This is a genomic window from Aeromonas sp. 2692-1, from assembly GCF_013085505.1.
Lineage (GTDB): Bacteria > Pseudomonadota > Gammaproteobacteria > Enterobacterales > Aeromonadaceae > Aeromonas > Aeromonas hydrophila.
Window position 1 is genome coordinate 2417140 of record NZ_CP038513.1, and the last position, 12639, is coordinate 2429778.

Annotated in this window: 12 protein-coding genes; all 12 read left to right on the forward strand. The window is 62.7% G+C overall.

Annotation, left to right across the window (positions count from 1 at the left end):
- Positions 1–194 precede the first annotated feature (194 nt).
- The 12 genes from E5E97_RS11620 (at position 195) to fliM (ending at position 12627) form a co-directional block, all read left to right on the forward strand.
- Complete coding sequence (locus E5E97_RS11620) at positions 195–1286, forward strand: HD domain-containing phosphohydrolase (RefSeq protein ID WP_171280281.1); 1092 nt, start codon at positions 195–197, stop codon at positions 1284–1286.
- Between the two features lie 226 nt (positions 1287–1512).
- Entirely contained in the window at positions 1513–2289 is a 777-nt protein-coding gene (locus E5E97_RS11625; RefSeq protein WP_171280282.1) for a hypothetical protein, read from the forward strand.
- Between the two features lie 150 nt (positions 2290–2439).
- On the forward strand, positions 2440–2808 hold the full coding sequence (locus tag E5E97_RS11630; protein ID WP_118882303.1) for a hypothetical protein: 369 nt from the start codon (positions 2440–2442) through the stop codon (positions 2806–2808).
- 178 nt (positions 2809–2986) lie between these two features.
- Positions 2987–3304 carry a flagellar hook-basal body complex protein FliE gene (gene fliE / locus E5E97_RS11635; RefSeq protein ID WP_029301485.1) on the forward strand — a complete coding sequence of 106 codons (318 nt, stop codon included), beginning with the start codon at positions 2987–2989 and terminating at the stop codon, positions 3302–3304.
- A 57-nt stretch (positions 3305–3361) separates the two neighbouring features.
- Positions 3362–5074, forward strand: coding sequence for a flagellar basal-body MS-ring/collar protein FliF (gene fliF / locus E5E97_RS11640; RefSeq protein ID WP_162901999.1), 1713 nt, complete (start codon positions 3362–3364; stop codon positions 5072–5074).
- Positions 5067–6128, forward strand: a complete 1062-nt coding sequence (gene fliG / locus E5E97_RS11645) for a flagellar motor switch protein FliG (protein ID WP_011705273.1) — start codon at positions 5067–5069, stop codon at positions 6126–6128. Before fliF ends, fliG begins: the two co-directional genes overlap by 8 nt.
- Before the next feature lie 64 nt (positions 6129–6192).
- On the forward strand, positions 6193–6999 hold the full coding sequence (gene fliH, locus E5E97_RS11650; RefSeq protein ID WP_171280283.1) for a flagellar assembly protein FliH: 807 nt from the start codon (positions 6193–6195) through the stop codon (positions 6997–6999).
- Between the two features lie 72 nt (positions 7000–7071).
- A complete protein-coding gene (gene fliI, locus E5E97_RS11655) occupies positions 7072–8403 on the forward strand; it encodes a flagellar protein export ATPase FliI (protein WP_011705275.1) in 1332 nt (443 codons plus the stop codon).
- Between the two features lie 26 nt (positions 8404–8429).
- Positions 8430–8870, forward strand: coding sequence for a flagellar export protein FliJ (gene fliJ / locus E5E97_RS11660; protein ID WP_011705276.1), 441 nt, complete (start codon positions 8430–8432; stop codon positions 8868–8870).
- Positions 8871–8961: 91 nt separating this feature from the next.
- The gene (locus tag E5E97_RS11665; RefSeq protein WP_171280284.1) at positions 8962–10971 is read left to right on the forward strand and encodes a flagellar hook-length control protein FliK; all 2010 of its coding nucleotides are present in this window, start codon (positions 8962–8964) and stop codon (positions 10969–10971) included.
- 57 nt (positions 10972–11028) lie between these two features.
- On the forward strand, positions 11029–11547 hold the full coding sequence (fliL, locus tag E5E97_RS11670; RefSeq protein WP_118881638.1) for a flagellar basal body-associated protein FliL: 519 nt from the start codon (positions 11029–11031) through the stop codon (positions 11545–11547).
- A 9-nt stretch (positions 11548–11556) separates the two neighbouring features.
- Positions 11557–12627 carry a flagellar motor switch protein FliM gene (gene fliM, locus E5E97_RS11675; protein WP_011705279.1) on the forward strand — a complete coding sequence of 357 codons (1071 nt, stop codon included), beginning with the start codon at positions 11557–11559 and terminating at the stop codon, positions 12625–12627.
- Positions 12628–12639: the final 12 nt, after the last annotated feature.

A 12639-nucleotide genomic window follows, 5' to 3' on the forward strand; every position in this document is an offset into this window, starting at 1 on the left:
GGCACGGCGGAATCGAACAATATCTGCGGTGAGGCAGGATTGTGCCAAGGCCGGCCCGTTTTGAGCCGATACGGGGCGATGGCGGCCCCCTTGCTCCGTCAGTTCGCTGGCTGTTGAGTTTCAACTCAATTTTGCGAGAGCGGGAAGACGGGTGTCACTATACTCCCTGCAGGCAGACTGGAAGGAAGGACGGGATGTACAGCTCATTTGGCGAGAGAATGCAGAACGTGCACGCCACGCTCAGGCAGCGGTTTGACAAGTTGAGCCGGGTGGCCATCGCGATTTATGACCAGCACACGGACAGGCTCAAAACCTTTGCCCACAGCACCGAGGGAAGTTCCCCGCTGGTGCAGTACGAGGTCAAGCTGAGCGACGTCCCCTCTCTGCGCTATCTGGCCGAGCATAAACAGCCCCGCGTGCTCGACACGCTGGACTCGCTGCTGGGCTCCCCCTCCGAGCACAGCCGCAAGCTGCTGGCGGCCGGTTATGAGTCCAGCTACACCGAGCCGCTGTTTTTCAACAGCAAGCTGTTCGGTTTTCTGTTTTGCGATGCCAGGGAACCTGGCTACTTCGACCCCGCCATCCGCGGCGAACTGGCGGCATACGCCCAGATCCTGGCGGCCATCATAGCGGTGGAATTTTTCTCGATTCAGACCCTGAGCGGCGCGCTCACCACGGCGCGGGAGTTCAGCCGCTACCGGGATGAAGAGACCGCCAATCACCTGCACCGGATGTCGGCCTATTCACGGCTCATCGCCCGCGCCGTGGCCACCCGTTATCCCTTGAGCGACGAGGAGGTGGAGTTCATCTATCTCTTCTCCGAGCTGCACGACATCGGCAAGATTGCGGTGCCCGACGCCATCTTGCTCAAACCCGGCAAACTGACGCCAGAGGAGTACGGGGTGATGAAGATCCACCCGCTCAAGGGGCGGGAGATGATCGCCCTGATGATCAGCGAGTTTGGCCTCGACGGCATTCATCACACCGACATGCTCAAGAACATCATCGCCTACCACCACGAGCGCTTCGACGGGCAGGGTTATCCGGAAGGATTGGCGGGGGAGGCGATCCCGCTGGAGGCACGCATCGTCGCGGTAGCCGACGTGTTCGATGCGCTCACCAGCGCGCGACCCTACAAGCAGGCCTGGACGTTTGAAGCTGCTTTTGCCTACCTCGAAACCCACGCCGGCAACCAGTTCGACCCCGCCTGCGTCGCGGCGGCGCTGTGCAACAAGGAGGCGTTTCGCGCCATCCATCAGCAATACCGAGAGCCCGCAGCAAGCTAGGCGGCGGGCCGTGTCATTACTTTCGCACTCCCGCTCTGCCCTGTTGCGGCTCTACGCGAGATAGCGTGAGAGCGGCGGCGGGCTTTGCCCCATCGAGGCCGTCAATGGGATGGATCCCATCATGACGAGCGTCACTGATTGACCCGCCTCATGCCTTTGGGCTTATCCGGCTCTGGCCAGATCTGCTACTGTGACCATCAACTCATCACAAAGGGTGGAGTACAGCATGAAGATTCGATTCCTGGTGATAGCAACGACCATGGCGCTGGCGTCGGCTCCCAGCCTGGCTGACTGGGCCAAGGTGAAGGCGGCCGCGAGCGAGCTCGGCAGCGCGGTGAGCGACACCAGCAAGGAGGCGTGGCAGAGCGTCACCGACTTCTCCAAGGCGACCTGGGCATCGGTTTCCCAGTGGGGCTCGGAGGCGTTCAACACCGCCGGCGTCTGGACCGACAAGAGCGTGGCGACCGGCAAGGAGTGGCTGACGGTGGCCGACAAGAAGCTCGACGAGATGCTCGAACCCAAGACGGCCGACGAGGCGCGGCTTGCCCTCGATACCATGGCTGACACCGCTCTGGTGCGGCTGTTCAACCAGCAGCCCTCGGCCAAGCTGTTGTTTGACAAGGCTTATGGCTATGCGGTGTTTGACTCGCGCAAGTTCTCCCTGATGCTGCACACCAACCAGGGGGCCGGGGTGGCGGTCAACCGTACCAGCGGTAAGCACACCTACATGAAGATGTTCGGTGCTGGGCTCGCGGCCGGGCTCGGCGGCAAGTTCTACCAGCAGGTGATCCTGTTTGAAGACAAGGCCAGGTTCGATGCCTTCGTGAGCCAAGGCTGGGAGGCCACCTCCGAGATGGGGGCCGTGGCGGGCAAGGAGAGCGCCGAACTCAGCGCCAAGTACAATGGCGGCATGGCCATCTACCAGATCGGCGAGAAAGGCTTGCTGCTCGATGCCAATATCTCGGGATCCAAATACTGGGTGGACGAGGATCTGACCAAGTAAAAATCCTTTGCAACAATGGCAAGTATTTTTTCTTCTATCATGTTGAAATACTGTCTGTTTAAATAATGCGACTTGCAGTAAAAAGAGGGCCTCGGGCCCTCTTTTTTCATGGGCGAAAGGATGAATATGTCGTTGCACCAGGAGAGTGGTATGGATCAAGCACAGGAACCCGCAGTCGCCGCACAGGCACAGAGCCGGGAGTGGGACAGACAGAGTATCTATCTGCGCCTGCAGGAAGGGAGCCCCATGGCCTTCTGGGTTTGGGGAGATCTGGTTGTTCCCCTCGAGCCCAGGCCCGATCTGTTCGAGCATGATGGTGGGTTTGACTGGGGCCGACCACAGGCGGCAACCATGGCCCTCTCGATCGCCATCATCGCCAAGCTGGTGGACGTGGGGCTGGTCGTGCCTGAGCAGGCGAGCGCCAAGGCGTCCTACCTGTATGATGAGGTACTGGTCAAACTGCCTGCCGGTGAACACTATGATCTTCACCTCAGTTACCTGAGGTTGCTACTGGCGTAAGTGGCCAGTCTCCATTTCCTGATATCCAGCCGTCACTTGCGGCGGGCATGCCACCCTATGGCGGGGTGGTTTGCCATTTCGGTTAAACAGACCTTCTCCATTTCTCGGTAAGTTGCTCTGGTTGGCACCCTAATTGCTTACACCCTGACAGCGTCAATGATTTGTCTGGGGATGGAATATGGAAATTAGTGCAAGCAGCCTGATGCAAGAGATGCAGGCACTCAAGGTCGAAGCCGGCGCCACGCCGCTGACCCAGCCCGGCCGCCAGGTCACGTCCGACTTTGGCCAGTTGCTGCAACAGGCCCTTGGCAACGTCAACGAGTTGCAGGGTGCCGCCAACGATCTGCGTACCCGTTTCGACATGGGCGACAACTCGGTCGACTTGTCCGAGGTGATGATCGCCGGGCAGAAATCCTCCATCGCCTTCGAGGCGACGGTGCAGGTACGCAACAAGATGGTCGATGCCTACAAGACCATCATGAACATGCCGGTATAAGCGCGCTCACCATGGCAACTGAACATCATGAACATGTCAGCAATAAGGACATAAATCGTGGCTAATGACCAAAACGGCGAACTGCTGATGAACGATGAGGGCGGTGCTGCCCTCGATGAGAATGAGCAGAAGAGTTCAGCACTCGGCTTTCTGTCCAACACGGATGTGCTGCGTCAGATCACCCTGATCCTGGGGTTGGCCATCTGTCTGGCGATCGCCGTTTTCATCCTGCTGTGGGGCAAGGAGCCGGACATGCGGCCCCTTGGCACCTATACCACCCAGGAGCTGGTCAAGACCCTCGACTACCTCGATCAGCAGAAGATCCCCTATCAGGTGGATGGCAAGAGTGTGCTGGTCAGTGCCGAGAACTACTCCAGCATCCGGCTGGCGCTGACCCGTGCCGGCCTGGCCAACGCCACCGACACCACCAGTGACGGGGAAGACATCCTGCTCAAGGACTCCAGCTTCGGCGTCAGCCAGCGGATGGAGAGCGAGCGTCTCAAGCTGAGTCGCGAGCGCCAGCTGGCCAGCGCCATCGAGCAGTTCCAGAACGTGGCCAAGGCCCAGGTGCTGCTGGCCATCCCGAAAGACAACGTGTTTGCCCGCAACGAACGCAAACCCAGCGCGACTGTGGTGCTGAGCCTCAAGGGCAATGCCCTCGGCCAGGGGGAAGTGGACTCCATCGTCGACATGGTCGCCTCCGCAGTGCACGGTCTGGAGCCGACCCGTGTCACCGTGACCGACCAGAACGGCCGCCTGCTCAACTCGGGCTCCCAGGATCCCGTCTCTGCCCAGACTCGCAAGGAGTTTGCGATGCAGCAGAAGCAGGAGCTGGAATACAAACAAAAAATTGACGCCATCCTGATCCCGGTGCTCGGCGCCGACAATTATACGGCAGAGGTCGATCTCTCCCTCGACTTCTCCCAGCAGGAGCAGACCCGCAAGACCTACAACCCGGACTTGCCGGCGGTGCGCTCCGAAATGACCATGGAAGAGAACAGCGCCAACGGCAGCAACGGTGGCGTGCCCGGCGCCCTCTCCAACCAGCCGCCTGCCGCCTCCAACATTCCGCAGCAGGCGACCGGCCCCAATGCCGAAACAACTGCGTCCTCTTCCGGCCGTTCCCGCAAGGAGGCGACCCGCAACTTCGAACTGGATACCACCGTCAGCCATATCCGGCGCCAGATGGGTGGCATTCGCCGCATGACCGTCTCGGTGGCGGTGGATTACAAGGCGTCTACCGCTGCCGATGGCAAGGTGACCCGCGAGCCCCGTACCCAGCCCGAACTCGATACCCTGCGCCGTCTGCTGAGCGGTGGCCTTGGCTTTGATGTGACCCGTGGTGATACTCTGGAGGTGGTCGCCATCCCGTTCAACCGGCCCGAGCTCGAAAGCGTGGCCGAAGCGCCGCTCTACGAGCAGCCCTGGTTCTGGCGTGCGGTGCGCATCGCCGCTTCCGTGCTGGTCATCATAGTGTTGATCGTCACCGTGGTGCGGCCCATGCTCAAGCGCCTGCTCTATCCGGATGCCAAGCCGGAAGGGGAACTGGACTTCGACAACCACACCGTCTTGGGTGGGGATGACGAGCTCAGTCTGCTGGCGGCTCAGGCTGAATCCGAGCCGGTGTTCGGGGTACGTGACGGCCATCTGAAACTGCCGGATCTGCACCGTGACGAGGACTTGCTCAAGGCGGTACGTGCGCTGGTGGCGAACGAACCGGATCTGGCCGCACAGGTCATTAAAGAATGGGTAGCGAACAAAGATGGCTGACGAAAACAAGACACAGGTCACCGGCAATGACATCACCGACAGTCAGCGCCAGATCCTGGATCAGATGAGCGGGATGGAGATGGCGGCGGTATTGATGCTGAGCCTCAACGAAGAGGATGCCGCCCAGATCTTCCGCCATCTCGAGCCCAAGCAGGTGCAGCGGCTCGGCATGTCGATGGCCTCCATGTCGGATTTCAGTCACGACCGGGTGGCGGCGGTGCACCGTCAATTCATCGACGACATCCAGAAGTACACCAACATCGGTATCGGCAGCGAAGATTTCGTGCGCAAGGCGCTGGTGGCGGCCCTTGGCGAAGACAAGGCCAGCAACCTGGTGGACCAGATCATCCTGGGGTCAGGTGCCCGCGGCCTCGACTCGCTCAAGTGGATGGATGCCCGCCAGGTGGCCAGCATCATCCAGAACGAACACCCGCAGATCCAGACCATCGTTCTCTCCTATCTGGAGCCGGAACAGTCGGCCGAGATCCTGAGCCAGTTCCCGGAACAGGTGCGCCTCGATCTGGTGATGCGTATCGCCAACCTGGAAGAGGTGCAACCGGCGGCGCTGCAAGAGCTCAACGACATCATGGAGAAACAGTTCGCCGGTGCGGCGGGTGCCCAGGCAGCCAAGATGGGCGGCCTGAAGGCGGCAGCCAACATCATGAACTACCTCGATACCAACATCGAAGGCCAGCTGATGGACTCCATCCGCGAGTCGGACGAGGAGATGAGTCAGCAGATCCAGGATTTGATGTTCGTGTTCGAAAACCTCATCGACGTGGACGATCGCGGCATCCAGACCATGCTGCGGGAAGTGCCTGGCGATCTGCTGCAACGGGCGCTCAAGGGCTCCGACGATCAGATGCGCGAGAAGGTATTCAAGAACATGTCCAAGCGGGCCGCCGAGATGCTGGCGGACGATCTGGAGGCCATGGGGCCGATCCGGGTCTCCGAAGTGGAAGCGGCCCAGAAAGAGATCCTCTCCATCGCCCGCCGTCTGGCGGATGCCGGCGAGATCATGCTGGGTGCCGGTGGCGGCGAGGAGTTCCTCTGATGAGCGGTCACGTCGGCGTGAATAGCAGACCGGGCAGTGGGATGGCGAGGAGTGCGGCAGGCAGATGAACAACAACAAGCTGCGCGGTTATGTCAGACCCGATGGGGATGAGAGCCAGGTCCAGACCTGGGGCTGGCCCGAGATGGAGGTCGAGGCCGAAGTCGAGACCAACGCCCTCGGGCTGACGCCGGACTGGTATCGGCAGGAAGAAGAGGTCCCGGTCGAAGAGCCGGTGGAGGAGCCAGCCCCCAGTATCACTGCCGAGGAGCTCGAAGCGATCCGCCAGGCCGCCTGGGAAGAGGGGATGGCCGAGGGGCGTGAAGCCGGTTACGCCAAGGGGCTCGAAGAGGGCAAGCTGGAAGGCCTGCAGCAGGGCCATGCCGCCGGGCTGGAGCAGGGCAAGGAGGAGGGGCTGGCCCTCGGTCGCGAGTTGGTGGATCAGCAGATGAGCCACTGGCAGGGGCTGATTGATCGCCTCGCCAACCCGCTCAAGGAGCTGGACGGCGCGGTAGAGCAACAGCTCATTGCCCTGGTGATGCAGCTGGCCCGCGCCCTCATCCGTCACGAGGCCGAAACCTCGCCCTGGCTGTTGCTCGAAGCGCTCAAGCAGGGGCTGGCGCTGTTGCCGGCCGCCGAACTGGGGGTCACCCTGATGCTGCACCCGGACGATCTGGCCCGGGTCGAGCAGGCGTTCGGCGCCGAGGAGTGCGTCAAGCGCCACTGGCGGCTGCAAAGCGATCCCACTCTCTCCCCCGGCGATCTGCAACTGGCCACCGAACTCTCCAGCATCGATCTGGCCCTCGCGGGGCGCATCGATCAGCTGCTGCGCAACTTCCTGCGCGACAATGCATCGCAGGATGCCCGCGGCTAAGGGCGTGCGGGCTGCCAGGGTGTGGCCCGTCTGCTTTTTCTACCCATTCAATGTCATATCTCAGGAGGCCGGATGAGCGGCTCGTTACTCAATCGGTTGCAAGGGTATCGGGTACGTGATATCGCCCCCAAACCGCCGGTGGCCGGCAAGCTGACCCGGGTGGTGGGGCTGACCCTCGAAGCCATTGGCTGCCGCGCCGCCATCGGAGCGCTCTGTCGCATCGACACCCAGGATGGCTCGCTGGAGGCCGAAGTGGTCGGTTTCTCCGGCGATCGGCTGTTTCTGATGCCGAGCGAGCAGCTCAAGGGTGTCATTCCCGGTGCCCGGGTGGTGCCCATCACCGAGGAGCATGGCATCCCGGTCGGCATGAACCTGCTGGGGCGGGTCATCGACGGCATCGGCCAGCCGCTGGACGGGCTTGGCCCCATCCTCTCTTCCCAGACGGTGCAGTTTGCCCAGCACCGCATCAACCCGCTCTCCCGCCGCCCGATCCATCAGCCGATGGACGTGGGGGTGCGCGCCATCAACGCCGTGCTGACGGTGGGGCAGGGCCAGCGGATGGGGCTGTTCGCCGGCTCCGGCGTCGGCAAATCCGTGCTGCTCGGCATGATGACCCGTGGCTCGGTGGCCGACGTGGTGGTGGTGGGGCTTATCGGCGAACGGGGCCGCGAGGTGAAGGAGTTCATCGAGGAGATCCTGGGGGAGGAGGGGCGTGCCCGCTCCGTGGTGGTGGCGGCGCCGGCCGATGCCTCGCCGCTGATGCGGCTCAAGGGGTGTGAGACGGCGCTGGCCATCGCCGAGTATTTCCGCGATCAGGGGCTCAACGTATTGCTGCTGATGGACTCGCTCACCCGTTACGCCCAGGCCCAGCGCGAAATCGCCCTGGCAGTGGGCGAGCCGCCGGCCACCAAGGGCTATCCGCCCTCGGTGTTCGCCAAATTGCCGGCACTGGTGGAGCGGGCCGGCAACGGCAGCGACGGCCAAGGCTCGATCACGGCATTCTTCACCGTGCTGACGGAAGGGGACGATCTGCAGGATCCCATCGCCGATGCGGCGCGGGCCATCCTCGACGGCCACATCGTGCTGTCGCGCGAGCTGGCCGATGCGGGCCATTACCCGGCCATCGACATCGAAAAGTCCATCAGCCGGGTGATGCCCATGGTGACCTCGCCGGAACACATGGAGCTGGCGCGCACCCTCAAGCAGTTTTACTCCCTCTACCAGCAGAACCGCGATCTCATCACCATCGGTGCCTACAGCCAGGGTTCCGACCCCCGCATCGACCGCGCCATCATCCAGAAACCCTATCTGGATCAGTTCTTGCAGCAAGGCATGCGCGAGGTCATTCACTACGATGCGGGCCTGCAGGCCCTGCAGCTGGTGGCCATGCCGCTGATGCGTTGACGAGAAGATAAGAGGGAGGCGTGCCCATGAGTAAAGGCTTGGTAATGTTGTCGGAGCGGCTGGTGGAGGCCGAACAGCAGGCGGCGCTGGCGCTGGCCAAGGCCCAGCAGGACTTGAAGATCTTCATGGAGCAGCAGGACGCGCTCAACCAGTACCGCCAGATCTACCACCAGCAGTGGACCGACCGCGGCCTGCAGGGCATAGGTGCCCAGCAGAACAGCCAGTATCACGCCTTCATCAACAAGCTCGAGCAGGCGGCCACCCAGCAGTACGAAGGAGTGCTGCAGGTACGCCAGGCACTGGAATTGCGCCGCGAGGAGTGGCTGGCCGCCCAGCAGCGGCGCAAGGCGGTGGAGTTGCTGCTGGCCAAGCAGGCGGGCCGCGAGCAGCAGAAAGCCCAGCGCCAGGAGCAGAAGATGCTGGACGAGTACGCCATGCTGCGCCGTTTCCACCATTCTGGCCTGTAACTTGCTTTCTTCTTGCCATCCCGTGTGCGCCTCACTTCCCCTGGGGAGCTGAGGATAAACCCGAAGCCGAATGTCGCCAGGAATCTTCACCATGATGCAGACACTGTTAACCAATTCTCCCGCCGCACCGACCGCTGTCGCTGCCGACAAGAGCGCTGTGCTGACTGCGAGCCAGGATGGCGGTGAAGGGGTACTGCAGAGCGACGGCAAGGTCGGCTTTTCCGAGGTGATGAACCGGGTGCAGCAGGCTGACAAGGCCAATGTCAAAACCGATGGCAAGGTTGCCAAGGCTGATGGCAAGGCTCCGGCGCTGCCCGGCGCCGAGCAGGGGAGTGCTGGTGCATTGGAGAGCAACAAGCCGGTGCCGACCGCCAAAGGCGAGGCTGCCAAATCTTTGGCGAATGAGGCCGAAGAGGCCGCTGGCGCCGACGATAAACCACAGAAGGGAAGCGAGCTCGACCCCGCTCTCGCACCCAACGATTTCTTGCAGCGTCTGCAGGATGCCCTCAAACAGGACACCTCCCTGGTCGCCCCGGCTGCCATCAATCTGGTCGCCACGGCGCCCGTCGTCGAGACGGACGGCAAGATGTTGCCGCACAAAGACGCGGACGCCGAGTCGGCCGAGGCAGCGGCCACCCTCACCCAGCCGCTCGCCGGCAGCAGCGATAAACAGGGGGCGATGACCAGTGCCGCCGCGCTGGCCCGTCAGGCTGCCAGCTTGCTCACGGGAGACACCAGTGTGCCGGTTGATGCGAAAGCCGCGCAGCCAGATGCCGTCACGACGGATGACGCCGCCCTGGCGGCTCAGTTGCGGGAAACCGGGAAAGAGGGAAGCGGCAAGGAGAGCAGTGCCGGCGGCGCCAATGCCGACCAACAGGCCGATAACAATGGCAAAGAGACCAAGGGGAGCAAAAACGAGTTCTCCACCGCCGAGCGGGCGGCCTTGTTGAGCAAGGTGCCCGCCGCCGCGTTAAGCGAACAGGGTGAGAATGACACCAAGAACCAGCTGGAGGGTGCCGACAAGGGGGCCAAGCCTGTGGTGCCGCCCATGGCGGGCAAGGAAGAGCCGGTAAAAACCGCTCCGCTGCAGGCCACCCATCAGGCCGTGGCCACTCAGCCCGGCGCCGCCAGAGCGTTTGAAGAGGGGATGACCCGCACCGATGGTGGCTCGAGCAGCGCCGCTGCTGACAAGGCGCCGACGCAGACCGCCGCCGAGGGGGATGGGCAGTCCAAGCCGGTGGCCGCCAAGGCCGAGGGTCAGCCTGCTCCTGCCGCCAGCAGCGGCGCACCGGCGCCGGCCACTGCCCCCGCCAGCGAACCCGTGCTGGTGGCGCCGCAACAGGTGCTGGCCAGCAGCGAGCCGCAGGGCCCACAAGCGTCCCTGGCCAGCCTGTCAGCCGGGCTCAAGCAGATGGAAGCCACCGAGCGCAGCGACGCCCCCAGGGCCCGCAGCGAGGTGAAAGTCGACGTGAAGCAGAAGGTGGCAGAGTTGGCTCGCGGCGGCGCCCAGGAGAGCAGCGAGACGACTACCACCCCGGAGAGCAGCCGCAGTCAGCAGGTCCAGCAGAACAGCCAGCCCCAGGCAGTGGGTCATGACAACCGGCCGGCGGCTACCGAAGCAGCCGCGCGGCGCGAGCCCGCCAACCTGCCCCATCTCAAGCTGGCCGATCCGGAGGCGCCGGCCCAGTTGCATCAGAAGGTCAACCTGATGCTGGCGGACAAGCTGCAGCAGGCGGAGATCCAGCTCGATCCCCTCGGCCTTGGCAAGATGAAGATCCAGATACAGATGGGGGCAGACAGCCAGGCCAACGTCCATTTCGTGGTGCAGCACGGCCAGACCCGGGAGATGCTGGAGCAGGCCATGCCCCGGCTGCGTGATATGCTGGCCGGACAGGGCATCCAGCTGGGCCAGACCCTGGTGCAACAACAGCCGCAGCAGCAGTCACAGGGCCAGTCGGCATTTGCCGGTCAGGGCCAGCAAGGCCAAAAAGGCAGCGGATCTTTTGCCGAAACAGGCCAAACTGAGGCAGAGGTCACGGGCGCCGGCATGCGTTTGTCGACGGAATCGACAAACGACAGCGGAATTGATTTCTATGCTTGATGCCAGCCCGAGTAAGTTTATGATATCGAACAAGTTTGAGACTAGGGTGGACAAGGGATGGCAGACGATAACGAACTGACGCTGAAAGACCCGGCGGCAGGCAAGAAAAAGAAGCTGATCATGATTATCGCCCTGGCCGTGATTGTGCTGGGTGGCGGCGGGGCCGGCGCCTGGTTCATGCTGTCCGGCGGCGACAAACCGGCGGCCGAGGCCGCGGGGGAGGGCAAGGATGCCAAGCCCAAAGAGGCGGCGGCCCAGCCTTCGCTCTACGTGGGCATGCCGCGCCCCTTCGTGTTCAACGTCTCCGGTGGTCAGCGCGACCGGCTGGTGCAGATCAAGATCCAGCTGATGGTGCGCGGTACCGCTGACGAGACACTGGCCAAGCAGAATATCCCCCTCATCGAAGGCACCCTGCTGCGGGTCTTCAGTGCGGCCACCAGCGAGCAGCTGATGACCTTCGAGGGCAAGGAGAAGCTGCGCAAGGATTCACTGGAAGAGTGCCGTCGGGTGCTCAATGACCTGGTCTCTTCCCCCGTTATCGAACAAGTGCTGTTTACCGGCTTTGTCATGCAATAAGGGTGAAGCGTGAGCGATCTGTTAAGTCAGGACGAAATTGATGCCCTCTTGCACGGGGTCGATGATGTCGAAGAGGAAGAGATAGGCGCGGCGGGGGATCCCGGCGTCGCCCAGTTCGACTTCTCCTCCCAGGACCGCATCGTCCGTGGTCGCATGCCGACCCTGGAGCTGGTGAACGAGCGTTTCGCCCGTCACATGCGGATCAGCCTGTTCAACATGATGCGCCGCACCGCCGAGGTCTCCATCAACGGCGTGCAGATGCTCAAGTTCGGCGAGTACGTGCACACCCTGTTCGTGCCGACCAGCCTGAACATGGTGCGCTTCCGCCCGCTCAAGGGGACCGCGCTCATCACCATGGAGGCACGGCTGGTTTTCATCCTGGTGGAGAACTTCTTCGGTGGCGATGGCCGCTACCACGCCAAGATCGAGGGGCGTGAGTTCACCCCCACCGAGCGGCGCATTATCCAGATGCTGCTCAAGCTGGTGTTCGAGGATTACAAGGACGCCTGGGCACCGGTGATGGACGTGGGCTTCGAGTACCTCGACTCCGAGGTGAACCCGGCCATGGCCAACATCGTCAGCCCCACCGAGGTGATCGTGGTCAGCTCGTTCCACATCGAGCTGGATGGCGGTGGCGGTGACTTTCACGTGGCCATGCCCTACTCCATGCTGGAGCCCATCCGCGAGCTGCTGGACGCCGGCGTGCAGAGCGACAAGGGTGACACCGACGTGCGCTGGAGCAAGGCACTGCGCGACGAGATCATGGACGTCAAGGTGGAGCTGCGGGCCAAGTTGCTGGAGACCGAGCTCACCCTGCGCGAGCTGATGGAGCTGCAACCCGGCGACATCATCCCGGTGGAGATGCCGGAGAACCTGCTGGTGTTCGTGGAGGACTTGCCCACCTTCCATGCCAAGATGGGGCGGACCAAGGACAATGTGGCGCTCAAGATCACCGACAAACTCAAGCGCCCGGAAGGGGTCAAGACCGAGATGCATCTGGTGACCCGGGGCGGTGTACGCATTGATGGCGAGGCCGAGCTGGAAGAGCTCGAGCGCAGCATCGAAGATCAACAACGATAAACGGCGATCTGC